The sequence below is a fragment of the Vibrio sp. DNB22_10_4 genome, from assembly GCF_052879755.1.
Map to the genome: position 1 here is coordinate 147,383 of NZ_JBNNXW010000004.1, position 25,616 is coordinate 172,998.

23 protein-coding genes are annotated in these 25,616 nt (G+C 46.2%); 8 read left to right on the forward strand and 15 right to left on the reverse strand.

Going from position 1 to position 25,616, the window contains the following annotated elements; all coding sequences use genetic code 11:
* Positions 1–21 precede the first annotated feature (21 nt).
* The 3 genes from ACVA6Q_RS13415 to htpX form a co-directional block, all read right to left on the reverse strand.
* On the reverse strand, positions 22–747 hold the full coding sequence (locus ACVA6Q_RS13415) for an SDR family NAD(P)-dependent oxidoreductase (protein WP_446647845.1): 726 nt from the start codon (positions 745–747) through the stop codon (positions 22–24).
* Between the two features lie 4 nt (positions 748–751).
* Entirely contained in the window at positions 752–1,171 is a 420-nt protein-coding gene (locus ACVA6Q_RS13420) for a nuclear transport factor 2 family protein (RefSeq protein WP_042501824.1), read from the reverse strand.
* A 186-nt stretch (positions 1,172–1,357) separates the two neighbouring features.
* Positions 1,358–2,233, reverse strand: a complete 876-nt coding sequence (htpX, locus tag ACVA6Q_RS13425) for a protease HtpX (protein WP_112477852.1) — start codon at positions 2,231–2,233, stop codon at positions 1,358–1,360.
* A gap of 416 nt (positions 2,234–2,649) precedes the next feature.
* Between htpX and ACVA6Q_RS13430 the strand changes: the two genes are divergently transcribed.
* Positions 2,650–2,817 (forward strand): hypothetical protein, encoded by a 168-nt coding sequence (locus ACVA6Q_RS13430; RefSeq protein WP_353496606.1) that lies wholly within the window; start codon positions 2,650–2,652, stop codon positions 2,815–2,817.
* A gap of 164 nt (positions 2,818–2,981) precedes the next feature.
* Here ACVA6Q_RS13430 and topA read toward each other — a convergent pair whose 3' ends face one another.
* Entirely contained in the window at positions 2,982–5,618 is a 2,637-nt protein-coding gene (topA, locus tag ACVA6Q_RS13435) for a type I DNA topoisomerase (RefSeq protein WP_446647846.1), read from the reverse strand.
* 334 nt (positions 5,619–5,952) lie between these two features.
* Between topA and ACVA6Q_RS13440 the strand changes: the two genes are divergently transcribed.
* Entirely contained in the window at positions 5,953–6,198 is a 246-nt protein-coding gene (locus ACVA6Q_RS13440; RefSeq protein ID WP_112460458.1) for a YciN family protein, read from the forward strand.
* A gap of 131 nt (positions 6,199–6,329) precedes the next feature.
* On the opposite strand, the gene aroA is transcribed toward ACVA6Q_RS13440, so the two are convergent.
* A complete protein-coding gene (gene aroA, locus ACVA6Q_RS13445) occupies positions 6,330–7,610 on the reverse strand; it encodes a 3-phosphoshikimate 1-carboxyvinyltransferase (protein WP_446647847.1) in 1,281 nt (426 codons plus the stop codon).
* A gap of 192 nt (positions 7,611–7,802) precedes the next feature.
* On the opposite strand from aroA, the gene aat reads away from it, so the two are divergent.
* The 3 genes from aat to infA all read left to right on the forward strand — a co-directional run bounded on the left by aat (position 7,803) and on the right by infA (position 9,526).
* Complete coding sequence (aat, locus tag ACVA6Q_RS13450) at positions 7,803–8,531, forward strand: leucyl/phenylalanyl-tRNA--protein transferase (RefSeq protein ID WP_446647848.1); 729 nt, start codon at positions 7,803–7,805, stop codon at positions 8,529–8,531.
* Entirely contained in the window at positions 8,528–9,226 is a 699-nt protein-coding gene (locus ACVA6Q_RS13455; protein WP_446647849.1) for an arginyltransferase, read from the forward strand. Before aat ends, ACVA6Q_RS13455 begins: the two co-directional genes overlap by 4 nt.
* An 81-nt stretch (positions 9,227–9,307) precedes the next feature.
* Positions 9,308–9,526 carry a translation initiation factor IF-1 gene (gene infA, locus ACVA6Q_RS13460; RefSeq protein WP_001040192.1) on the forward strand — a complete coding sequence of 73 codons (219 nt, stop codon included), beginning with the start codon at positions 9,308–9,310 and terminating at the stop codon, positions 9,524–9,526.
* 75 nt (positions 9,527–9,601) lie between these two features.
* Here infA and ACVA6Q_RS13465 read toward each other — a convergent pair whose 3' ends face one another.
* From ACVA6Q_RS13465 to clpS, 3 genes are all read right to left on the reverse strand, one after another.
* Positions 9,602–10,669, reverse strand: a complete 1,068-nt coding sequence (locus ACVA6Q_RS13465; protein WP_446647850.1) for a serine hydrolase domain-containing protein — start codon at positions 10,667–10,669, stop codon at positions 9,602–9,604.
* A 107-nt stretch (positions 10,670–10,776) separates the two neighbouring features.
* Complete coding sequence (gene clpA / locus ACVA6Q_RS13470; protein WP_446647851.1) at positions 10,777–13,059, reverse strand: ATP-dependent Clp protease ATP-binding subunit ClpA; 2,283 nt, start codon at positions 13,057–13,059, stop codon at positions 10,777–10,779.
* 41 nt (positions 13,060–13,100) lie between these two features.
* Complete coding sequence (clpS, locus tag ACVA6Q_RS13475) at positions 13,101–13,421, reverse strand: ATP-dependent Clp protease adapter ClpS (protein ID WP_042501817.1); 321 nt, start codon at positions 13,419–13,421, stop codon at positions 13,101–13,103.
* Positions 13,422–14,006: 585 nt separating this feature from the next.
* On the opposite strand from clpS, the gene cspD reads away from it, so the two are divergent.
* Positions 14,007–14,228 (forward strand): cold shock domain-containing protein CspD, encoded by a 222-nt coding sequence (gene cspD / locus ACVA6Q_RS13480; protein WP_162631321.1) that lies wholly within the window; start codon positions 14,007–14,009, stop codon positions 14,226–14,228.
* 94 nt (positions 14,229–14,322) lie between these two features.
* On the opposite strand, the gene ACVA6Q_RS13485 is transcribed toward cspD, so the two are convergent.
* Positions 14,323–16,545 (reverse strand): NADP-dependent isocitrate dehydrogenase, encoded by a 2,223-nt coding sequence (locus tag ACVA6Q_RS13485; protein WP_446647852.1) that lies wholly within the window; start codon positions 16,543–16,545, stop codon positions 14,323–14,325.
* Positions 16,546–16,856: 311 nt separating this feature from the next.
* Between ACVA6Q_RS13485 and ACVA6Q_RS13490 the strand changes: the two genes are divergently transcribed.
* Positions 16,857–17,570 (forward strand): pseudouridine synthase, encoded by a 714-nt coding sequence (locus ACVA6Q_RS13490; protein WP_446647853.1) that lies wholly within the window; start codon positions 16,857–16,859, stop codon positions 17,568–17,570.
* Between the two features lie 67 nt (positions 17,571–17,637).
* On the opposite strand, the gene kdsB is transcribed toward ACVA6Q_RS13490, so the two are convergent.
* Genes kdsB through ACVA6Q_RS13515 form a run of 5 tightly spaced genes read right to left on the reverse strand, consistent with a single transcriptional unit; the run spans position 17,638 to position 23,628 of the window.
* Positions 17,638–18,390, reverse strand: coding sequence for a 3-deoxy-manno-octulosonate cytidylyltransferase (kdsB, locus tag ACVA6Q_RS13495; protein WP_446647854.1), 753 nt, complete (start codon positions 18,388–18,390; stop codon positions 17,638–17,640).
* Positions 18,391–18,570 carry a Trm112 family protein gene (locus ACVA6Q_RS13500; RefSeq protein ID WP_006075338.1) on the reverse strand — a complete coding sequence of 60 codons (180 nt, stop codon included), beginning with the start codon at positions 18,568–18,570 and terminating at the stop codon, positions 18,391–18,393.
* A complete protein-coding gene (lpxK, locus tag ACVA6Q_RS13505; protein WP_353496616.1) occupies positions 18,560–19,564 on the reverse strand; it encodes a tetraacyldisaccharide 4'-kinase in 1,005 nt (334 codons plus the stop codon). Before lpxK ends, ACVA6Q_RS13500 begins: the two co-directional genes overlap by 11 nt.
* Positions 19,564–21,315: a lipid A ABC transporter ATP-binding protein/permease MsbA gene (msbA, locus tag ACVA6Q_RS13510; protein ID WP_446647855.1), complete on the reverse strand. Its 1,752-nt coding sequence runs from the start codon at positions 21,313–21,315 to the stop codon at positions 19,564–19,566. Before msbA ends, lpxK begins: the two co-directional genes overlap by 1 nt.
* Positions 21,316–21,345: 30 nt before the next feature.
* The gene (locus tag ACVA6Q_RS13515; RefSeq protein WP_446647856.1) at positions 21,346–23,628 is read right to left on the reverse strand and encodes a DNA internalization-related competence protein ComEC/Rec2; all 2,283 of its coding nucleotides are present in this window, start codon (positions 23,626–23,628) and stop codon (positions 21,346–21,348) included.
* Between the two features lie 8 nt (positions 23,629–23,636).
* On the opposite strand from ACVA6Q_RS13515, the gene ACVA6Q_RS13520 reads away from it, so the two are divergent.
* Positions 23,637–24,146: a DUF2062 domain-containing protein gene (locus ACVA6Q_RS13520; RefSeq protein ID WP_353496619.1), complete on the forward strand. Its 510-nt coding sequence runs from the start codon at positions 23,637–23,639 to the stop codon at positions 24,144–24,146.
* A gap of 224 nt (positions 24,147–24,370) precedes the next feature.
* Here ACVA6Q_RS13520 and lolE read toward each other — a convergent pair whose 3' ends face one another.
* On the reverse strand, positions 24,371–25,609 hold the full coding sequence (gene lolE, locus ACVA6Q_RS13525; protein ID WP_446647857.1) for a lipoprotein-releasing ABC transporter permease subunit LolE: 1,239 nt from the start codon (positions 25,607–25,609) through the stop codon (positions 24,371–24,373).
* Positions 25,610–25,616 lie beyond the last annotated feature (7 nt).

Below are 25,616 nucleotides of genomic sequence, written 5' to 3' on the forward strand. Positions count from 1 at the left end.
TATTATTATCCTTAATTTCTTTTATAGAAGTTTAGCCACTATTTTGGTTTGCCAACGATAGGGCAAAGCTGCAATTGCCCTAAGAATAGAGGTAAACTTTTTCGGGAAGTAAATCGTCGCTCGGCGCTTATCAATGCCTTCACGTATTGCCACTGATGCGTCTTCTGACGAGACTATCATTGGCATGTCAAAATCGTTTTTGTCGGTGAGTGGTGTTTTTACAAAGCCAGGAAACACACAACTCACCAATACGCCTTTGTGCTGCCAATCAAGCTGCAATGTTCTGGTTAGATAAGTAATTGCGGCTTTTGATGCACCATAGGCTTCAGCGCGTGGCAAAGCCAATTCACCTGCAATAGAGCTCACTACAACAACGTGGTGACGTTCATCGAGTCTGTCTTGGATAGCCGCTAACACATTCACGCTGCCGTTGACGTTGACGTTCATCACTCGCGCAATCAGCGCAGCATCAAGCGCGCCATTATCAATATATTCACAGTCCCCAGCGTTCACTATCCAAAGCGTCGGTGGCTCTGTTAGAGCGCTGATGGCTTGGTTAACCTGCTCTATGTCAGTAACGTCGAAGCTCAGAGTAGTAATGTTGTCTCGGCCTGCTTTCACTTCTTCTAGTTTTATTTCCGAACGACCGCACGCGTAGACATGTATACCCGTTGCGGCATAGTCTTCAGCCAACTGCCGTCCTATGCCTGAGGAAGCGCCTGTGATGAATACCGACTGATGCTCCATAACGTTACTTCCCTAACCTTTGCTTAATATTTCTAATGACCACACCAAGCAGCGGTATGTTCTCATACAGCATTTCGCCTAAATCGAAATAATCGCGATGGTAAATCACGCGGTCTCCGCTAAAGCGGATCTGACTGACCCCGTTAACCTCAACAGGCTGCCCGCCGTTGAGTTTTGGGTGCTTAAGCTTCATCGTCCAAGTAAGAAAACCCGTGTCTTCTACTTGTTGGTGATGACGGATGTGAAAGTCGCATTGAATGACGTTGGTATAAAGAGAGTCGAAATACGCAGAGAGCTGATCCCAGCCTTCGAAACGGTGAGCAGAGTCCTCAAACACCACGTCCTTGTGATAAATGTCTTCGAGCAAATACAGGTTGTCTTTGCTCAGTTTTCCGTAAACCTCGCTGACGGCTTCGATATTCATAACAACCCTTTGTTAGTTATACATTTGTTCCTACTGTACACGTTAGTACACCCCAAAACTTATACAAGTTTTTACGTTTCCAATTTTTTGTATAACTATTACGGGTCGCAATTTTGAAAGGATCAAAAAAAAGCTTGGAAAATTTTCCAAGCTTTTTAATAGGTTCGAGTTGTTTGGGGTTCAGTACTAGTACTGTTCGCTACGTAGTGCGTTAATGCGTTTTTCTAGCGGTGGGTGGCTCATCAATAGCTCTGTGATAGAACGCTTACCATTGATACCAAATGCCATCATTGACCCCTCAAGCTGAGATTCTTGGCTCATTTTAAGACGCTCAAGCGCCGCAATCATCTTCTGCTTACCGACTAGGCTTGCCGCTCCAGCATCAGCATGGAACTCACGATGACGGCTATACCACATGGTGATAAAGCTCGCTAGGAAGCCGAACACCATTTCAAGAACAAACGAGACGCCGAAGTAAACCATCATGTTGCTGCCCCCCTCGCCTTCTTCATCCGAGTTGTTTGAAGCGACGATATTGGCAATAAAACGCGATAGGAAGATAACAAACGTGTTAACCACACCTTGCATCAGTGTCATGGTGACCATGTCACCATTGGCGATGTGGCTCACTTCGTGCGCAAGAACCGCTTCTGCTTCATCACGAGTCATGTTGTGCAGCAGACCTGAAGATACCGCGACTAGTGAATCATCACGTTTTGCGCCCGTCGCAAATGCGTTGATGTCAGGCGAGTCATAAATAGCAACCGTTGGCATACCAATACCCGCTTGCTGTGATTGACGGCTCACTGTTTCTAATAGCCAGTGCTCTGTCTCGTTGCGTGGGCTTTCAATCACCATTCCGCCTACTGAGCGCAGCGCCATGCTCTTTGACATCATCAAAGAGATAAACGAGCCACCAAAGCCAAATACTGCAGCCATAATGAGTAACCCTGATAGGCTGCCAGGCTGCATACCTGTCACCGCGTAGACGATATTGAGGACAATACTCAATACCAAAACTACAGCAAGGTTAGTCGCTAAAAAGAGTGCTACTCGCTTCATTTACATTTCTCCAGATTAAGAAGCTATTTTCTATCTACTCAATGTTACTTGAGCATCATGCCTTTGTGTTTTTCTCTTGGTGATTGTTATCTTGCTCGCAGTATCAACACTACTTTGAGATCCAAGTGGCATTTTTCACATTCAATATATACATAGTGTCGTGGATTTGAAATTCAAGGTTAAGCTTTAAATTGCAACAAAGCATTAATCTTTTGACTACTTTATAAAGAATAACGTATTGAAATAGTGAGGCTATTATAGGCACATCCACTGCGTGCTGCACAAGTCACTTAATGCGGAATGGTTGTATGAGGAGATGCTTGGGAAAAGTCTTAGACTTTAGTCTTATTGTGACTCTAGCACTGACGAGATAAAGTCCCTATCAGTCCCAAAGCCCATAGGAAAAGGAAACCACCATGGTAGAGAACAACAACTTTCAGATGGCCATCGATTTGCTGTGCTGCCACTTGGGAATCAGTGAAGATGAGGCTCGTGAGCAACTAGGTATCAGCAATACTAGCGATATCGATGCTCATATTATGGAAACTCAGTCGGCGCTTGTTGGTTTGTCAGAAGACAAGTAACTCTGCTCGAAAGACAGGGCAAGCGAAAGACATTTAAGAGCCGCAGTGATGCGGCTCTTTTGCTTTTTGTGTTCTGTATAGCAGGATGTTTTCAAACCAATAAAAAACCTGATGTATCAAACGACACATCAGGTTTTTTGTCACTTTAGAGTCACTAAGCGCTGTTACGCCTTTGACTCTTTTGGCTTCTTGCGTTTGTCAGTGATTTCCCACTTACCATCAACATAAAGACCAGTCCAGCCAGACGGCTTGCCATCGATCTCTGAACGAATGTAGTTCTCTTTGGTCTTACGACTGAAGCGAACGACGGTTGGACGACCATCAGGGTCTTCTGTTGGCGCATCGGCTAAGTAAACAAACTTAGGTGATAAGCGCTCTTTAAAGCGAGCAAGCTCACTGACCAATGGCGCACGTGTTTCACGTGATTTAGGGAAGTTACTTGCGGCCATAAACAGGCCAGAAGCACCGTCGCGCAGTACAAAGTAAGCATCTGAGTTTTCACAAGGTAACTCAGGGAAATGCACAGGATCTTCTTTAGGCGGTGCGATTTCACCGTTCTTAAGGATCTTACGCGTGTTCTTACAGGTTTCGCTGGTGCAATCCATGTACTTACCAAAACGGCCGTTTTTCAGCACCATCTCAGAACCACATTTATCACATTCAACGGTTGGGCCATCATAGCCTTTCACCTTGAACTCGCCGTGCTCAACCACATAACCCTCACAGTTCGGGTTGTTACCACACACGTGAAGCTTACGCTTGTCATCAATCAAGTACGCGTCCATTGCCGTTTCACAGATTGGACAACGCTTCTTAGCACGAAGTGCAGCGGTTTCAACGTCTTCTTCTAGAACATTGATAATGCCTTCTTCATCACCAAGGTTGATGGTCGTTTTGCAACGCTCTTTCGGCGGCAGCGCATAACCAGAACAACCCAGGAATACACCTGTTGACGCTGTGCGGATGCCCATTGGGCGACCACAGGTTGGACACTCGATGTCAGTTTCAACGATATGATTTGGCTTCATACCGCCATGGTCTTCATCAAGCTCCGCTTTACCAAGATCGGTGGTGAACTCGGCAAAGAAGTCATTCAGAACTTGCTTCCAGTTCGTCTCACCTTCGGCGATTTGGTCTAGCTTCTGCTCCATACGAGCGGTAAAGTCATAGTTCATCAAATCGGTAAAGCTGTCATCTAGACGGTCAGTAACGATCTCGCCCATCTTCTCTGCGTAGAAACGACGCTGTTCCACTTTCACGTACCCGCGATCTTGGATCGTAGAGATGATAGAAGCATAGGTCGACGGACGGCCAATGCCACGTTTCTCAAGCTCTTTAACCAATGCAGCTTCAGTGAAGCGCGCTGGCGGCTTAGTGAAGTGCTGTTTTGGATCCAGTGCGACTAAGTCGAGCTTATCGCCCAACTGAACGGCTGGAAGAATTGCATCTTCATTTTTGCCCATTGGACGCTGTACGCGAGTCCAACCATCAAACTTAAGAATACGGCCTTTCGCTTTTAGCGTGTAGTCATCCGCTTTAACACTGATGGTCGTCGAATCGTATTTCGCTGGCGTCATTTGACACGCAACAAATTGATTCCAAATCAACGCATACAGTTTATGAGCGTCCGCTTCCATCCCCTTCAGATCGTCAACTTTAACATTCACGTCTGATGGACGAATCGCTTCGTGCGCTTCTTGCGCCCCTTCCTTGCTACCGTAGAAGTTTGGCTTAGCCGGTAGGTAAGCGTCACCGAATTCACTATCAATAAAGCCACGTAACGCATCCACAGCTTCTGCACTGAGGTTAGTCGAGTCAGTACGCATATAAGTGATGTAACCCGCCTCATAGAGCCTTTGAGCGAGCATCATGGTCTTTTTCACACCATAGCCTAGACGTGTACTTGCCGCCTGCTGCAGTGTTGACGTGATATATGGCGCCGACGGTTTGCTCTGTGTTGGTCTGTCTTCACGTTTGCAAACTTCGTACACGGCCTTATCTAGTGTTGCGACCGCTGCTTTCGCTTCCGCCTCGTTAACAGGCTTAAACGCCTTACCTTGCTTCTGAGCAACAAGTAAACGGAAGTCGGTTTTATCTGTTGTTTTAGTGTCTGCATGAATATCCCAGAACTCTTCTGGAATAAATGCATTGATTTCACGCTCACGCTCTACCAACAGCTTTACTGCCACCGACTGTACGCGGCCAGCAGACAAGCCCCTGGCTACTTTTTTCCAAAGTAGCGGAGACACCATAAAGCCCACAACTCGGTCGAGGAAACGACGCGCCTGCTGAGCATTAACACCATCCATATTCAGCTCACCAGGATCCTGGAACGCTTGTTGGATAGCATTTTTAGTAATCTCGTTAAAGACCACACGCTTGTATCGCTCTTCATCTCCACCGATGATCTCACGAAGGTGCCATGCGATAGCTTCTCCTTCGCGGTCCAAATCGGTTGCGAGATAAACGTGGTCAGCGTCTTTGGCAAGCTTTTGCAGCTCTGCAACTACCTTTTCTTTACCAGGTAGCACTTGATAGTTTGCTGCCCAGTCGTCGAATGGGTTGATGCCCATCTTTTTGATGAGTGCCTTACGGTCTTTTTCTTTTTTAATGCGTGCTTTTTCTTCAGCACTTAAGCCTTTGGTAGACACCGCAGCCGCTTTTTTACCTGTACTCTGACCGGCAGTTGGCAAATCACGCACGTGACCCACACTCGACTTAACAATAAAGTCTTTACCGAGGTACTTATTAATGGTTTTAGCTTTAGCAGGTGACTCCACTATAACTAGTGACTTTCCCATAATGACACTAACGTCCTATATCACATTGCGAGATTTAATCGCACGATGTTCGAAATGTATGCTTCTTTTTTTACTATTGAGCGAGAACAAAAGAAGATCAACCTGTTTTTTTACAATCAGAAGCTAATTGGTCGACAAATGTCCGATCGAAACAGGCTCGCTATTTGAAAAATGGCGCAATATTAAACTTCATTTACCCAGCTTGACCAGCAACATTAAGCAAAGTTTGTCGCAAATCACAAATTGCTGCTAACTATAGCTGAGATATTTACCCTTGCAAAATGTGCTGTCGCTCATACACTACGGCAAAGCCATATATATAGAGGACATCAATATGTCACAAAAAACGCCTATCTCGCCATTCGACCTATTGTTAATTGCCAACCAAGTCATCCAAGAGCATGACGACTACCTAGATGGCATGCGCGCAGATAGCGTGGAAGAGAAAGACGGAGTGTTGGTCTTTAAAGGTAACTATTTTTTGGATGACAATGGTTTACCGACAGAAAAAACGACCGCAGTTTTTAATATGTTCAAATACCTAGCTCACCACCTTTCTAAAGAGTTCACGCTCAAATAATTGTCGAAATCTGTAAAAACGAATTCTTTGAAAGCTACGTCTTTGAAAACAACGTCTTCAAAATCTAGGTCTTCAAAATCTAGGTTTTCAAAAATCAAAGCGCCCTATCTTTCGATAAGGCGCTTTAAAAATTACTGGCTAAGTCCGGCTAGTTTGTCAAAGTAATCCGGGAAGGTTTTTGACGTACATTTAGGGTCATTGATCGTCACCGGTGTATCGCTCAATGCGACCAGCGAGAAACACATCGCCATACGGTGATCATCATAAGTATCAATGGCTGCGTGTTTAAGAACCGATGTTGGTTCGACAATAATATAGTCTTCCCCTTCTTCGACTTTGGCACCTACTTTACGTAGTTCTGTCGCCATCGCAGCGAGTCGATCGGTTTCTTTTACGCGCCAGTTGTAAACATTACGAATCGCCGTGGTGCCTTTTGCAAATAGCGCTGTTGTCGCTATAGTCATCGCAGCATCAGGGATATGGTTATAGTCCATATCAATGCCGACTAACTCACCTTTACGGCACAAAATGTAATCATCACCCCACTCAATGTCTGCGCCCATTTTCTCCAGCGCGTCAGCGAAGTGAATATCACCTTGGATGCTGTTTTTACCAATGCCTGTGACTTTAATTTCACCGCCTTTGATTGCCGCAGCAGCAAGAAAGTAAGAGGCCGATGATGCATCACCTTCCACCAAGAACTGACCCGGTGAGCGGTATTGTTGACCACTTTTCACAACAAATTGCTGATAGTTTTGGTTTTCAACTTCAACGCCAAACTGCTTCATGATGTGCAGAGTAATATCAATGTATGGCTTAGACACTAAGTCACCAACAATCTCAATCGTCACATCCGCTTTCGCAAGAGGCGCCGACATCAAAAAAGCTGTCAGGAACTGGCTTGAGATTGAACCATCGATTTTAACGTGACCACCTTTCAAGCCGGTGCCGTTAATTTTTAATGGTGGGTAGTGCTCGTTTTCAAGATAGGTAATATCCGCGCCCGCTTCGACAAGTGCATCGACAAGATGACCAATTGGTCGCTCTTTCATGCGAGGCTCGCCAGTGAGTACAAACTCACCTTGACCTAGACAAAGCGCAGCAGCGAGCGGACGCATAGCGGTTCCCGCATTACCTAAAAACAACTCAGTCGCTGCATCTACGGTAAACGCCTTACCTAAACCTTTGACCACACATTGAGTTTTGTCGTCAGATAACTGATACTCAACGCCAAGTTGAGTAAGCGCGTTAAGCATATGACGAATGTCATCACTATCAAGTAAGTTAGTCAGTGTTGTCGTGCCCTCAGCGAGTGCTGCAAGAAGCAAGGCACGGTTGGAAACGCTTTTCGAACCAGGAAGATTAACGGTTCCCGATACTTTCTGAATAGGTTGTAATGTTAAGCTTTCCATTGGGGTGTTTAATCCTTTGTCGATACTTCGATCCTAACGTGAAGTATCCTCTATAATTCTTCGTACTGGCAGACTATCGAAAATAGTGACCAAGCGCTACCCCTAATCATGCCATTGCGGGTCAAAAAACAACCAAACAAATACTAGTTAACTAGTACACCGCAAAAACCGAGAACACAGAGCCACTTTCGTATGACCATTTATCTTCCAGAGTTGGATGTAGAAGACTTAAGCTTCCCCTCTCCATATGAAGCATTAGAGGAACCCAACGGACTGCTTGCCTTTGGCGGTGATTTGCGTCCAGAGCGTCTAATCAGTGCTTATAAGCATGGTGTATTTCCGTGGTTTGGACCCAATGAGCCACTTCTTTGGTGGAGCCCGTCTCCGCGCGCTGTATTTGAACCTCAAATCTACAAGCCATCAAAAAGCCTTAAAAAGTTTCAACGCAAGCACCAGTATCGCGTCACTATCAATCACAGAACTCAAGCAGTTATTGGTTATTGCTCAAGCACCCGTCCACTTGAGGAAACATGGCTCAACGCTGACATGCGCGCTGCCTATATCCAACTGGCCAAGATGGGCTATTGCCACTCTGTAGAGGTATGGCGAGACGACGAACTCATAGGCGGACTATATGGACTTTCAATTGGCCAAGTTTTCTGTGGTGAATCCATGTTCTCCCTTGCCCCCAATGCGTCAAAGATCGCCCTATGGTACTTCTGCCATCATTTTACCCAGTCAGGAGGGAAGCTGATTGACTGCCAAGTTATGAACCCGCATTTGGAGTCCCTCGGCGCGATAGAAATGAGTCGCGATGACTTCCTATCACGTTTGCAGCAACATCAACAATCTGCCTTGGAACTTTCCTGTTTTTCACCGCAAACGCTATCATTGGCTTTAGACGGAGGTGAGAATCAATGACAATGGCCGTGCAACAAATCCGAATTGGGCTTAGCCGCAAACAGCCTTGCAGTTACATTAAATCCAAGGAAGAGCGGGTCGCTATCGTGCTTGAGAAAGAGATGCACAACAGAGACAATTTCGAAATGCTGCTCGCTAATGGGTTTCGTCGCAGCGGTAATACCTTGTACAAACCACAGTGCGACACATGTCAGGCATGCCAAGCTCTGCGTGTCTCAGTACCCGACTTTAAACCAACGCAAAGCCAAAAGCGCTTGCGTTCTAAAGGCAAGCATCTACGCTGGGAAATACGAACAGAGCTCGATGAGAATTGGTTCTCGCTTTACACTAAGTACATTGAAGCACGACACTCAAGCGGATCGATGTACCCACCTCGAGAAACGGAGTTTTTTGATTTTGCGCAGTGCCAATGGCTAACCATGCACTACCTACACATCTTTGATGGCGATACCTTGATTGCAATCGCAATTACCGATGTTCTAGACAATAGCGCGAGTGCTTTCTATACCTTTTTTGACCCAGATTATGCACTCTCGCTAGGTACCTTCGCCGTACTGTGTCAGCTTGATTACTGTCAGCAATATCAAAAGCAGTGGCTTTATCTCGGTTATCAAATCGATGATTGTGCAGCGATGAACTACAAAACCCGCTTTGGACGTCATCAAAGGCTAGTAAATCAGCGTTGGCAAGGGTAGAATACACCGCAACTTTACTTATTAAGATTTTAACGGCACAATGCGCGCCGTTAAAAGCGCCACATTTCGAAAGAGGATTAAATGGCTAAAGAAGACGTAATTGAGATGCAAGGCACTGTCCTTGATACTCTACCAAACACAATGTTCCGTGTTGAACTAGAAAACGGTCACGTAGTAACTGCACACATCTCTGGTAAGATGCGCAAAAACTACATCCGTATCCTTACTGGTGACAAAGTAACTGTAGAGATGACTCCATACGACCTGTCTAAAGGCCGCATCGTCTTCCGCGCTCGTTAATCTACGATTGCCGAATGCAATAAAAAACGGAGCCTGTCGCTCCGTTTTTTATTGCGCTTTGTCTGAGTTCAGGGTCTAGAGGTTGTTGGCGATTTCCGTCACCAACTCTAGCGTGGGTTGTCCTTGTATATGGTAATTGCCCGCTGTGGTGACAATCACAGCATTCTTTTGCGGCAGCACGACAATATACTGCTCTCCATGACCAAATGCGGCAAGAGCATTACTGGCTTCATTTAAGTGCCAAAAATGCATTCCGTAGCTGGTTTTGTAGCCCGGAAATTCACTTTTACGAACCTCACGCAACCAATGTTTGGCGACAATCTGCTGGTCATTAAACATCCCTTTATTCAGCCACATACGACCAAACTTTTCCATATCTCGCGAGCTTAATCTCAACCCCCAATCGGCACCCGGCTCACCACTGCCATATTGAGGTATCCATTGGTAATCTGTAATTCCTAACGGATTAAACAATTTTTCTTTCATGACCTTCGCAAAAGGCATGTCATAAACAGCTTCAATGACCTTTGAAAGCCCAACAGTGGACATCCCACTATAGACAAACTTACTACCAGGCTCAAAGGCTAGCCTCTCGTTTAGGAACACTTTGCGGAGATCTTTGGCATTAACGTGCCGGCGATTAGGATTCGCATAACTAGTGTAAGGGACACTCAGCTCATTCAACGCATACCCTGTAGACATATCGAGCATGTTTTTGATGGTGATTTTTTCTTTAGCTACCCTGTCTGGTTGCTGATAATCGGGAAAGTAACCAAATACTGAATCATTCAGGCTACCAATTTTGCCCTCATCGATGGCAATAAACACCAACGTAGCGACAAACGATTTAGTGACCGAATGAAGGTTATGTACTTCATTTATTCCAACAGGCACGCGCGATGTAATTCTCATCCCATCTTGACCGGAACCCTGGCGATAGAGTTCAAACACACGCTTGCCATCTTGCCACACCAACAAACTATGCAGATTGTTTGCATCACCATCAACGACTTTATTAATGACCTTTTCAAACCGAAGCTGAGAGGTCTCGACGTCGATAGTATTCTCTGTGCACCCCAGAATACTTACCAAAAGCCCCAGAGCAGCCCATATTTGTCTTTTCACTACACTATTGAATATCATAAATCCACTTAGCTAAAAAACTATAAATATTATATAGAGTTAGCTAAACCGTAGAGCAAAAAAAAACGTGCGATTACTCGCACGTTTTTATGGATATCTAAAGCCTATCAGTGATGAACTTCAGCTGCTTCTTTCGCTCCGACGTAGTCGAACACGAGATCATCATCTTTAAGCGATACGCTTACCGTCCCACCGTCAACCAGACTACCAAACAGAAGCTCGTTGGCCAGTGGCTTCTTAAGCTTGTCTTGAATAACGCGACCCATTGGACGTGCACCCATGGTTTTGTCATAACCCTTAACCGCAAGCCAATCACGCGCCTCATCAGAAACCTCCAGCGATACGCCACGCGTATCAAGCTGAGCTTGAAGCTCCACAATGAACTTATCAACCACTTGGTGGATAACAACATCATCTAGGCTATTGAACCAGATAATTCCGTCAAGACGGTTGCGGAACTCTGGCGTGAACACACGCTTGATAGCGCCCATCGCATCCGGCTTGTGATCTTGTTGGATCAGGCCGATCGATTTCTTCTCAGTTTCTGTCACACCAGCGTTACTGGTCATGACTAGGATAACATTGCGGAAATCGGCTTTACGGCCGTTGTTGTCCGTTAACGTACCGTTATCCATAACCTGTAGGAGCAAGTTAAAGATATCTGGGTGTGCTTTCTCAATTTCATCAAGAAGAACCACGGAATGAGGATGCTTAATCACAGCATCAGTAAGCAGACCACCCTGGTCATACCCTACGTAACCTGGAGGCGCACCAATTAGGCGACTGACCGAGTGGCGCTCACCGTATTCGGACATATCAAAACGAAGAAGCTCAATACCAAGCAGTTTCGATAGCTGAACCGTAACCTCCGTCTTACCGACACCGGTAGGACCTGCAAACAAGAAAGAACCAACAGGCCTATCATCATTGCCGAGACCTGCACGAGTCATCTTGATAGCCTCAGACAAGACATCAATGGCTTGGTCTTGACCAAACACCAGCATCTTCATCTTCTCATCAAGGTTCTGAAGAATATCTTTATCAGACGATGAGACAGATTTTTCTGGGATACGAGCCATCTTAGCCACCATAGCTTCGATATCGGCAACACCTACCGTTTTCTTACGGCGGCTTGCTGGTACCAATCGGCTGCGTGCGCCCGCTTCATCAATCACGTCAATAGCTTTATCTGGCAAGTGACGCTCATTGATGTATTTAGCCGATAGCTCAACCGCCGCACGAAGTGCTTTATTGGTATAGCGGACTTCGTGATGTTCTTCGTATTTCGGTTTCAGACCCATAAGGATCTTCGTCGTGTCATCAAGAGATGGCTCAACCACGTCGATTTTTTGGAATCGACGAGACAGCGCACGCTCTTTATCAAAGATGTTGCTGTACTCTTGGTAGGTTGTTGAACCAATACAGCGAAGCTTACCGCTGCTCAATAGCGGCTTGATAAGGTTAGCGGCGTCTACTTGGCCACCGGAAGCGGCACCCGCACCGATGATGGTATGGATTTCATCGATAAACAGGATGGCGTCATCTTCTTTTTCAAGTTGCTTAAGAATCGTTTTAAAGCGTTTCTCGAAGTCACCACGATACTTAGTACCCGCTAGCAGTGAGCCGATATCAAGCGAGTAAATTATGCTATTGCTAATAACTTCTGGCACCTGGCCTTCAACAATTCTCCACGCCAAGCCTTCAGCGATGGCCGTTTTACCGACGCCAGCTTCGCCAACTAGCAGTGGATTGTTTTTGCGGCGACGGCAAAGTACTTGAATGGTTCTCTCAAGCTCTTTATCACGACCGATTAGCGGGTCGATGTTACCGGCTTTCGCAACTTGGTTAAGGTTAGTCGCAAAGCTTTCTAAACGGTCTTCACCATTCGCTTCTTCAATGCTCTCGCTGCTTCCACCTAGTGAACCACTTGACGGTTCATCACCTGAAGGCCCTGCATTTTTAGTAATGCCATGGGAAATAAAGTTAACGATATCTAGGCGGCTAATGTCGTTCTTTTTGAGGAGGTAAGCGGCATGAGATTCTTGTTCACTGAAAATAGCAACAAGCACGTTAGCACCAGTGACTTCACTGCGGCCAGAAGACTGAACATGGAAAACAGCGCGCTGAAGCACTCGTTGGAAACTCAACGTAGGTTGAGTTTCACGTGTGTCGTCAGAGTCGGGAATAAGCGGCGTCGTTTGGTCGATGAAAATATCAAGCTCATTGCGCAGCGTTTCAAGATTAGCGTTACAAGCAGTAAGGGCCTCTTTAGCCGAGTCATTTTCCAACAAAGCTAAAAGGAGATGCTCTACGGTCATGAATTCATGTCTTTTGTCACGGGCACGAGCGAATGCGCCGTTCAGACTCGATTCTAGTTCTTTGTTCAGCATAAGTACCTCCTAAGGAATGGCAAACGCCATTCAAGCGAAAATTAGGCTTTTTCCATGGTACACAATAGTGGGTGTTCATGTTCCCTTGAATACATGGTCACTTGAGCAACTTTCGTTTCAGCAACTTCGGCGGTGAATGTGCCACAAACAGCTTTGCCTTCGTAGTGCACAGCCAACATCACCTGCGTTGCTCTATCTTCGTTGAGTGAAAAAAAGCGTTCCAAGATTTCTACAACAAAGTCCATCGGAGTGTAATCATCGTTATTGAGGATAACGTTGTACAACGCCGGTGGCTCAACCTTAGTTTTTTCTTTCTCCAATAAGTCTGAGTCTGGAGTCACCCATTCAAAATTTTTACTCATGGCCAAATGTTTGAGAGTTTTCTTTAAAAGTCAAAACACTGTGTCAGTCAAAGGAGGCTTAGCTAGAGCTAACGTGCTCTCGGTGTCTGTCACTCGAAAAACATCTCTTATAAAGAGACTAATGCACCAATTGTATCGCTGCAAACAAAACAATGCTATTAGAGTGTGTCACATATGAGCCAAGTTGAAAAAACTTATTCCTCCTTTTGCCTAGCATACATTAAGAGCATGTAAACAAAAGCTTTCCATTGCACATTTGTTAAAACCAAAGCGCATATGTATAGAATATGTAGTTATTTATGCCTTTTTCCTATTGACTACGCTCAATGTTTGACTAGAGTGGTTAACTAGTGACTAAAATTTAACAAGTTATGAATCACTATGCCCCAGGGAATGGGAATTTTCTCACAACCACATGCCTCTGTTTGAGCTCTCCGCTCTCTCATGAGGATGACAAAGTTGGAAAGTCCTCAGTTTAAGGTACGTAGGTTCACAACAAATAGTCTCAATGAAGTAAGTAGATTTACCAACGGTCAGTATCTTCTACCGCAACTTCAGTTACAAAATGCATGAGGGATGTATAGCATGGCGATAGGTACAGTAAAATGGTTTAACAATGCCAAAGGATTTGGCTTTATTTGTCCAGAAGGTGAAGACGGCGACATTTTTGCTCACTACTCGACAATCAAAATGGACGGCTACCGCACTCTAAAGGCTGGCCAGCAAGTGAACTACGAAGTAGAAGAAGGTCCAAAGGGCTATCATGCCAGCGTAGTAACACCGGTAGAAGGTGATCTAGCGAAGTAGTTGTCATTTACTAATCAATACGAATTACCCGAAAATACTGACCGTAAGATATAAAAAAACCACCGCTAGGTGGTTTTTTTATATCTAAATGCTATTAGCCAATGATGCTATTTAGCGTTGCGCTTGGGCGCATCAACGTAGAAGCTTTCGCGTCACTTGGCTGATAGTAGCCACCAAGGTCACCTGCCACACCTTGAGCATTGTTTAGCTCAGATACGATGATGCTCTCATTGGATGCCAACTGCTCTGCAATTGGAGCGAACTCTTCTGCCAATGCTGCATCTTCAGTTTGCACTGCTAGAGCCTGAGCCCAGTATAGCGCTAGGTAGTAGTGAGAACCGCGGTTATCAAGCTCACCCACTTTGCGCGATGGCGACTTGTTGTTATCTAGGAACTTGCCTGTCGCAGCATCCAGTGCTTTCGCCAGTACATTCGCTTTCTCTTTACCAGAAACAACCGCTAGATGCTCCAGAGAAGCAGCAAGAGCCAAGAATTCACCTAAAGAATCCCAACGTAGGTGGTTTTCTTTTTGAACCTGTTGAACGTGCTTAGGAGCGGAACCACCAGCACCAGTTTCAAATAGACCGCCGCCGTTCATAAGCGGTACGATAGACAGCATCTTCGCAGAAGTACCAAGCTCAAGAATCGGAAATAGATCCGTCAGGTAATCACGAAGTACGTTACCTGTGACAGAAATAGTATCTAGACCTTCTTTGATGCGCTCTAGCGAGAATAGCGTAGCTTCTAATGGCGACTTGATATGAATTTCAAGGCCAGCGGTGTCGTACTCAGGTAGGTACTGGTTAACCTTCTTAATAAGCTCAGCATCGTGTGCACGGTTTTCATCCAACCAAAATACAGCTGGTGTGCTAGAGGCACGTGCACGAGTCACTGCCAATTTCACCCAATCTTGAATTGGCGCATCTTTCACCTGACACATACGGAAGATATCACCTTCCTCAACCTGCTGCTCAATAAGCACATTGCCTTCAGCGTCAACAACTGAGACCGTACCGTCAGCATCCAAGATAAATGTCTTATCGTGTGAACCATACTCTTCAGCTTTTTGCGCCATCAGACCGACGTTAGGCACGCTGCCCATTGTCGTCGGATCAAATGCACCGTGCTGCTTACAAAAATCAATCACAGCTTGATAGATGCTCGCGTAGCTGCGATCAGGGATCATTGCTTTAGTGTCTTTTTGCTTACCGTCTGGTCCCCACATTTGACCAGAAGAGCGCAGCATTGCTGGCATAGACGCATCAACAATGATGTCGCTTGGTACGTGCAGGTTAGTGATACCACGGTCAGAATCAACCATCGCAAGTGGTGGTTGCGTCTCGTACACGGCCGCTAGATCAGCTTCAATTTCGCCTTTTTGCGCCGCTGGTAGCGAAGCAATTTTCGCGTATACGTCACCAATACCGTTGTTAACGTCTACACCTAGTTCATCAAACAGCGCAGCGTATTTGTCAAAGACAGTTTTGTAGTAAACTTTTACTGCATGACCAAAGATAACCGGGTCAGAGACCTTCATCATGGTCGCTTTCATGTGCAGCGACAACAATACATCTTGCTTCTTCGCTTCTTCAATCTGCTCTTCGAAGAAAGTAACCAGTGCGTTTTTGTTCATCACTGACGCATCAATGATTTCACCTGCTTGGAGCGCAACTTTGTCTTTAAGAACTTTAGTTTCGCCTGACGCCGATGTGAATCGGATCTGCACGTCTGTTGCGCTTTCTGTTGTCACCGATTTCTCGCTGCCAAAGAAGTCATTACCAGACATGCTAGAAACGTGTGACTTAGAATCTTTAGACCACGCCCCCATTGAGTGTGGGTTTTTCTTCGCGTAATTCTTAACAGACAAAGGAGCACGACGGTCAGAGTTACCTTCACGCAACACTGGGTTTACTGCACTGCCTTTAATTTTGTCGTATGTCGCTTTTACCGCTTCTTGCTCTGCATTCGCAGGTTCTTCTGGATAATTTGGAAGAGCATAACCATTCGCTTGCAGCTCTTTGATAGCCGCTTGTAGCTGAGGAATTGAAGCAGAAATGTTTGGAAGTTTAATGATGTTTGCTTCTGGCGTTTTCGCCAATTCACCGAGCTCGGTCAATGCATCACCGATGCGCTGCTCTTCTTTTAGGTAGTCAGGGAAGTTAGCAATGATACGCCCTGCTAGTGAAATATCTCGTGTATCAACATCAATACCTGAAGACGCGGTGAAAGACTGAATGATCGGTAGCAATGAATATGTTGCCAGCGCTGGCGCTTCATCAGTAATGGTATAGATGATTGTCGGCTTTTCTGTAGGCATGAAATTTCCCTATCGTTCTAATCGGGCTGAGCACCCTTATCAATTAACGCCATCTTTTAGATAGCGTAAACGTTGCGACTGGACACCAAACTGCGGGCAAATCTAAGACAGTTTCAGATGAAAACCCAAGGATTTGGTGTAAATTTACTCAGTCGAACGAAATCCTAAGCACTTATAATTAAACAAAATTGGTCAATTAGTCTATTATCTTGTGCGTTATTCCTGTTTTTGAGCGCGCTCATGATAGCTCAAAACACTCGTAGACAAAACTAAACCACACAGTTTGTTTACATTTTTGCAAGGTAGTTAACATGACAATTAAAACAGCGCGTAAAGGTTCCCCTCGCCCCAATCGCTCATCATCAGGTCAATTCAAACAAAAAAGCCAACAAAAACACCAGAAAACTGGACAGACCAGAAGACGTAAGCCTGGAGTTACTTCAAAACCAGAGAAAAAGCGCCCGGCGCCAGGCGATCGCAAAGTCATTTTGTTTAATAAGCCCTACGATACGCTGAGCCAGTTCACCGACGGAGAGGGAAGAAAAACGCTGGCAGACTATATCCCAATCAAAGATGTCTACGCAGCCGGTCGACTCGATCGCGATAGCGAAGGTCTAATGGTGCTTACCAATGACGGCGTGTTACAGGCTAGACTCACTCAGCCCCAATCGAAGTCAGAAAAGACATACTGGGTTCAAGTTGATGGCGAACCAACAGAGTCTGATTTAGATAAACTGCGCAATGGCGTCGAACTCAAAGATGGCCCGACATTGCCCGCCAAAATTGAGCGCATGCAAGAGCCGAGCGTATGGGACAGAGAGCCTCCTGTGCGCTTTCGTGCCAATATTCCAACGACCTGGTTGAGTATTACCATTATCGAAGGACGAAACCGTCAGGTGCGCCGTATGACAGCCAACATTGGCTTTCCGACGTTGCGCTTGATTCGCGCTAGTATGGGTAAGTATGCGCTAGACGCCCTTCAGCCCGGAGAGTGGCGTGAAATTCCGGCGACAGACTTGTTTTAAAAAACAGAGCTTTTAACAAACAGAGCCCAAAACAAAACCACCGACCTAAGTGGTCGGTGGTTAGAAATTAGTTGGCCAGTAACGCTCGAACTTGCTCGAGATCTTCAGGGGTATCAACACCCGCAGGTGGTGCGTCGATAGCAAGCGCCACGTGTATACGCTCGCCATACCAAAGCACTCTTAGCTGCTCTAATGACTCAATTTTCTCAAGTGCGCTAGGTGCCCAATTAATATACGTATTAATAAAGCCCGCTCGGTAAGCATAGATACCAATGTGGCGCATCAAGGGTTGCTTGGCCGCTAATTTAGGTTCATTTGCGTACGCATCACGATCCCATGGGATAGTAGCTCGGCTAAAATAGAGCGCAAATCCATTTTGATCCGTGACCACTTTAACTGCGTTTGGATTGAACACTTCGGCTTCATGCTCAATCGCCACGCCAAGTGTCGCCATTGGAGCTTGGCTTGATTGAAGATTTTCCGCTACCTGAGCAATGATGCTCGCTGGAATCAACGGCTCATCCCCTTGTACATTAACAATGGTGTGATCATCATCGATACCCATCAGCTTAACCACTTCGGCCAAGCGCTCTGTACCTGATTCATGATCGGGTGACGTCATGCACACTTCACCACCAAAGGCTTGCACTGCCGCTTCAACACGCACATCGTCCGTAGCAACGACAACACGCTCTGCGCCCGATTGTTTCGCGCGCTCATAGACGTGTTGCACCATAGGTTTACCACCGATGTCAGCCAAAGGCTTGCCCGGCAGACGCGATGAGTTGTAACGAGCAGGAATGATAACCGTGAATGCCATTTAGCGACCCTCTTCCATGCTCATTTGGCGCGCTTCAGGTTCGAGTAACACCGGAATACCCTCTTTGATAGGGTAAGCAAGGCGGTCTAGCTTACAAATAAGCTCTTGTTTATCTTTATCGAAGGTTAGCTTTCCTTTGCATACTGGGCATGCGACGATCTCAAGTAATCTATGATCCATAACTCTCTATTACCTTGTTGATTTCTTGTAGTATTTGCTCACCATCTTGGCGATTAAACTGTGCCGAGACTGGCAAATACCACCAATTATCCTTTGAAAATGAGCGGCATTTTACCGCATCTTTCTCGGTCATAATGACGTTTTCCACGCCATGACTAAATTCTGCTAGCTTAGTCTCATCAAACGCTTGGTGGTCAGCAAACCCTTGCGTTTTTACAAGGTTTGCTCCGAGTTGACTTAAGGTGTCGAAAAAGCGCGGAGGGTGCCCTATCCCGGCAAATGCAGCCAAGGTACCCAGTTGTTCTACCGAAGCAGTTTGACCGTTGTTCAAATTGATCGCCACATTCGGAGCAAGCGTGAATCGCTTTTCGCGTTCATTAGCCTCAACGTCCCCACCATTAACGACTAGCAGGTTGACTTCATCAAGCCTAGATAGTGGCTCTCTCAGAGGGCCGAGTGGAATAGGCTGCTGATTACCAAACCGCCTCACACCATCAATCACCACGATTTCATAAGCTCGCTCGAGGGCATAATGCTGCAAGCCGTCATCGGTAATGATGACATCAGCCCCAAGTAATTCTAAATGCTTAACCGCATTGGCTCGAACCGGATCCACACAGACCGGAACCTGCGTTCTTTCGAAAATAAGCTTAGGCTCGTCACCACATTCGCTTGCGGCAGTGTCTGAAGTAACCAGTAGCGGGTAAGCACTCGCTTTTCCGCCGTAACCACGAGAAACCACGCCCGGTTTTTTACCCTGATTTAGAAGCTGTTCAACGAGCCACACCACCATCGGAGTTTTACCGTTGCCGCCCGCTGTAATGTTGCCTACAACGATCACAGGTACGTGGGAACGATAGCTTGGTTTGTCACCCGATGAATACGCTTTACGACGTTTGGCTGAGATAAAGCGATACAGTCTGCTCAGTGGCCACAGCAGAGGCCACAACAGCAATCCCAGCGGATGTCTACCAAACCAGATCTGCTCTATCACTAGTGCTCACCAAACTGAATTTTGTGTAGCTGAGCATAAGCACCTTGGTGATCTAGCAGAGTCTTGTGATCTCCACGTTCGATGATCTCGCCATCATCGACGACTAATATTTCGTCCGCTTCTTCAATTGTCGACAGACGATGTGCAATCACTAATACTGTTTTGTCTTTTTGTAACTCATCGAGTGCGGCTTGGATAGCACGTTCCGATTCAGTGTCTAGTGCCGAGGTTGCTTCATCTAAAATCAAGATAGGTGCATCTCGGAGCAGAGCTCTGGCAATCGCAATGCGTTGACGCTGGCCACCGGAAAGACTTGCGCCATTCTCACCAATGACGGTATCCAAACCTTGATCTAGGTTGCTGATAAACTCCATTGCGTGCGCCAACTTAGCCGCGTGCTCAATCTGCTCTCGAGAGAATTGGCCATCTGTCGCATACGCAATATTGTTGGCAATGGTATCGTTGAACAAGTGTACATTTTGCGATACCAGCGCAAAATGCTTACGCAGGTTGGTCAGTTTAATGTCTTCAATTTTGTAACCATCAAGCTCAATACTGCCGCTATCAATGTCGTAAAAGCGTGTAAACAAGTTAGCGATGGTGCTTTTTCCTGAACCCGAACGTCCCACTAGCGCAATGGTCTTTCCTGCCGGCAAATCAAAACTCACGTTGCGAAGCGCGGGCTTCTCAGTGCCTGCGTACGTGAAAGTGATGTCTTTCACTGCTAGATCGCCTTTTGCCTTCTCAATTTCGACCTTGCCATTATCGCGCTCTACTTCGAGATCCATAAGGCTAAACAAGGTATGACTCGCTGCCATACCGCGCTGGAATTCTGCCGTCACACCAGTTAGTGCTTTGAGTGGACGCATCAATGAGAACATAGCAGAGAAAATGACCGTAAAGGTACCTGCGGTAAGCTGTTCACGAACTTCATCAAAGCTCGCTAGATACAATACGGCGACAAGCGCAAGAGACGCGATCATTTGAATCACAGGGTTCGCAATCGCAGATGCAGCAACCATCTTCATAGTCTGCTGGCGCATTTGATTACTCATTTCATCAAATCGCGCCTTTTCAACCTGTTGACCGCCATAACTCAACACCACTTTATGGCCTTTCAGCATCTGCTCTGCCGAGGTAGTCATATGACCCATCGACGTCTGCATACTATGAGAAATCTTGCGAAAACGCTTAGAAACGAAGCGAATTGCCCAGGCGACAACCGGCGCTACAACCAGTAGAACCAGTGAAAGCTGCCAACTGCTCCAAAACATCAGGAACAATAGGCCTAAAATACTTGCCCCTTCACGAACAATGCTGACCAGCGAGCGGCTCGTAGCCCCGGCTACTTGCTCTGAGTCATAGGTAATTCGAGACAGTAGCCCACCCGTCGATTCTTTATCAAAAAACGAGACTGGCATATGCATGAAATGATTGAAGATGCCTCTTCGAAGGTGCATAACCACTTTGCCCGATACCCAGCTCAAACAGTAGGTGGAAACAAACCCGGACAAACCTCGAATCAACATCATGGCTATAATGATCAGCGGAAGGATTTTTAGGAAATTAGATTCAACATCACCAAATCCTTCATCAAGGAGGGGTTTCAGCAACGAAAGCATGTAGGTATCTGCGGCTGCGTTGATGACCAATGCGATCACCGCCACTACTAAACCTGTCTTGTATTCACGGATATACGTCCACAATCGCTTAAACGTTTGTAGCGTAGTTTCGTCTTGATTTTGCGACATAATTCTTTATCGTTTCTTTTTACTATCCTTTCATTCTACTCTGCTTCGTAACATCTGCCTATACCAAGGGTCGAGGTATTCGGACCTCGTTGTGGAAACGATGATTTCTTGACCAGAAAAGTCAAATATGACATGCCCATCTACACCCGTTTCAAACCAAGTGCTGCCATTTTGTTGATACTGTGCTCTAACCTCTGGACTCGGCAACGCCCATCTTGAATTAAATCGAGTCGAGGCCACGACGTTTTTTGCGTCAATCGTTCTATGCAGAAAAGAGGAGGAGGATGTACTACTGCCATGATGAGGCACACTCATGACATCGATTGACAGAGGCTCTAGGCGTCTTGCCAACAATATCTCACTCACTTTTTCTATATCGCCCGTCAATAACAGTCGCTTAGATTGATTACCTTTTTCAAAGGTAACCAGCACGACACAAGAATGGGGGTTATAAGCCCGAGGAACTCGCTTCGGTGGCCAAAGCGCCGAAAACTCCAGTGCCTTCCAACGCCAGTGAGTACCTTGAACGCATCGTGTATCCGTTGTGTCTCCCTCTGGACGGCGAATCCATTTTGGATTCCAGCGCTTTTGCAGTGCCAATTCTCCACCCGCATGATCATTGTCACCATGACTAAGAATCAGTCCATCTACATGTGTTACCCCAGCGGCAATCAAGTTTGGTGTTACAACCGTGTCTACCATTGAAAAGTTGTCATTGGCGCTTCCAGTATCATAGATAACTGCTTCATCTCCTTGAATAATGGCCACCGCTAAACCATGCCCCACATCAAAAAACTGCACTGAAACGTCAGACTCTCGCTCCAGGCCAAGCCTTATCAATATCGTTAGTAGCGTCAGGGTATACAGCGCTTGTCGAGACAGCCATCTATAGAGCAGCACCAAAACAATCAACGGCAGCAAAAACCCAAGATCTCCAACGCCAATATCCAACCAAAACAAAGGGGCGAATCCAATGGCAAATTCTAGTGGCGTCAACGCAATATCGAGCATCTTCCATAGCCAATCGAAACCTGTCGTCACCGAAGCTAGCAATGCAGCAAACAAAGATAGCGGCACAATACACACACTAAACCATGCGACAAATAAGACGTTGTAGAGCGCCCCAATCAATGACAAACCTTGGAATAGATAGCCAATAATCGGAATGAAGCACAGCGACAGCGCTAAGTGGAGTGAGAGCACTTTTACGACAACGTTTTGCCTTGTTGCCAACCATGCGTGGGTCATCACGAGTAGCGTAACGGCAGAGAATGAAAGCCAGAAACTAAGGCTTGCAGCGGAAAATGGAACTAGGGTTAATACCGTTGACGAGGCTAAAAGGATGATCGTTAAGCGATGAACTCTTGCTTGCCAAAATAGCAAACCGCTTATGACGACCAACATAATCAACGCCCGTACCGTTGAAATCGCAAAATAGCCCAAGGCGCAATAGAGCAGAGCGATAAGAAAGCCACTAAGCAAACTTAGCGGCAAGCCATAAAGCGTCAACCAAGCTCTTGCTTTCGGGCGAAGCAGAACTTTAGTGAGAGTAAAAACTATACTTGCTATCGCATACCCCAAAGCAAACACGATACCAACATGTAATCCAGAAATCGCAATAAGATGAGAAAGGCCACTATACTGAAGCTGACGCCGCATCTCATCAGCAAGCTCACTGCGATCTCCAAATATCAGAGCGAGGTAGAGTCCCTGAAATCGGCTTTTCTGGGTTGCATGGCGAACGGCATCGTGAAAGGTCGCTCGCCAATGGGGACGACTAACCACAATAGTGTGATTTTTGGCGGGCAGAGTGACTTTAGCGACGATACCTTGTGAAAATAGATGCTTTTCTCGGTCAAATCCTGCGTTATTGAGCGTGCCTGAGATACGACTTGCGGACACTGACGCAGTAACAAAAGTGCCAGGAGCTAGCGCAGACTGGGATTTTAACAGCACTTTAGGTCGTAAAAACAACGAGATTTTCTGATCATTAATCGTAAGCACAGTGGCTTGAACTTCATAGCCATGAGTTATTTTCTTAAAATAGCTGTCAACTCGCGCTTTTATGGTAATATCTGTGCCAAATTGAAAAAGTACCCTAGATTGGTACTTGTAAAGGTTCCCTTGTATCAACGCTAAGGACATTGCAATAAACGCCGCAGAAAGGATCCAGCGACGTGTTATTAAGCAAGCGATACTCACTAAGGACGCCGGGATCGACCAAACCGTACTTGGCATCACAGGCCACCAGACGGCGCTAATCAGTACTAATGAATAGCAAAGTGGAACTGCGATGCTTGTTAACAGAGCCATGTTTTCCTATGCCAAGAAAGTTTATTAAACGTTTCATGCCTGATCACGAGATGATCAAAAAACAAAAGGCATTGAAAGTGTTCGGCAATGTCCTCTACAACCCGAACTTATGGTGCCTAAACCGTCGCTCTGCGGCTGGCGCGTTTGCGGTTGGCCTGTTTATGGCGTTTGTACCACTACCAAGTCAAATGATCATGGCTGCCGGCCTTGCGATTCTATTTGGGGTGAACTTACCTCTTTCTGTTGCTCTCGTTTGGATCAGTAACCCCGTGACAATGCCGGTGCTGTTCTACTTCGCATATAAAGTTGGCGCATTCTGCATGAATACACCGCCACAGCCGTTCCACTTCGAATTATCGTGGCAGTACCTCTCAGAACAAATGGCAACCATTGGACCTCCATTCCTACTCGGCTGCACGATTTGTGGTGTCGTTAGTGCACTTGCTGGTTATTTCGGTATTCGAGGTCTTTGGCGCTATTCAGTTGTACGCAGTTGGCAACAGCGCTCAACACGTTAATTGGATAGCTCTCCAAGTACAACGAATCTCACTGACTCTGTGAGCCAGACAAAGTATCGTTGAAACTGACAAGTCAGACAGTAACTACAGACAAATAGTCACTAAAGACAAAACGTAACGAAAAACAGATGGCAATGAAAAAGGACCACATTATGTGGTCCTTTTTGTGTTTCAGTCTGTGATAAAAACAAGTCAGTGATAAACTCACCGTCCGCTTGAGACAACTACTTAGCACTGAGTACCGTAGCCGGATTGAGTTGGCTGGCTTTCGTCGCCGGATACCACGTCGCGATAAGACTGAGCAAAGTTGCAGTACCCGCTACCAGTAACACGTCATTCCAAACCAGTTGTGATGGCAAAAAGTCAACAAAGTAAATATCCCCAGATAGGAACTTGTGACCAAGCAGATCCTCCAAAGAGGAAATAATTGGCGTTAAATTAAGCGCAACAACACTGCCGACGATGCCACCGACAACACTCCCCACCACTCCGGAAAATACGCCCTGCCAGACAAAGATTCGTTTGATCAAACCGTCCGTCGCACCCATGGTGCGCAGAATCGCAATTTCAGAGGCACGATCTTTCACCGCCATCATGAGCGTCGATACTATGTTAAAACACGCAACCCCAATAACCAGAACCATCACAAGGTACATAATGGTTCTAACTAACTGAATGTCACGATACAAGAAGCCATACTTTTGTTTCCAACTACGAAGATACACATACTCGTTCAGTGTATTGCCGACTTCACGTACTACCAATGGCGCATCAAACACGTTATCCACTTTTATTGATACACCAGTGACTCTGTCACCCAGTCGCGCATAACTTTGTGCATCTTCTAAAGGCACGATAGCCAAGCTATGGTCAATCTGACCGTTGAGCTCCAGTAATCCGGTTACTTTTACTCGGACACGTCTTGGTGATTGTACTTTGCTAGCATCGCCACTGGTTGGGATCATTAATGTGACATAGTCTCCGACATCCACGCCCACTTGCTGCGCAACACCTTGACCTAAAATGACTTGCTGTTCACCCGCTTTGAACTCAGCCCACGCAGCTTGCGAAACAAAGCTTGGCAGTGTCGAGACTTGACTCTCAAGCTCCGGCGATACGCCCCTGAGCTCTACCGCTTTTAGCTGAGCGCCTTTTTCCACCAGCGCCGTTAAACGCACATAAGGCGCAGCCCCTTCGACCCGCGAGTGACTGAGCGACGCGTCAACGACATTTTGCCAGCCACTAATGGGCGCGTTGACACCTTCAAACTCACCATGGGCAATAACCGACAGCACTCGGTTTTTAAGCTCTCGCTCAAAGCCGTTCATCGCTGATAGACCGATAACAATGACCGCAACCCCCACCGCTATTCCAACGATGGATGACATGGAAATAAACGATACCATTTTGTTGCGCTGCTTGGCTTTACTAAAGCGTTTACCTATAAAAAACGATAATGACACGACTGCT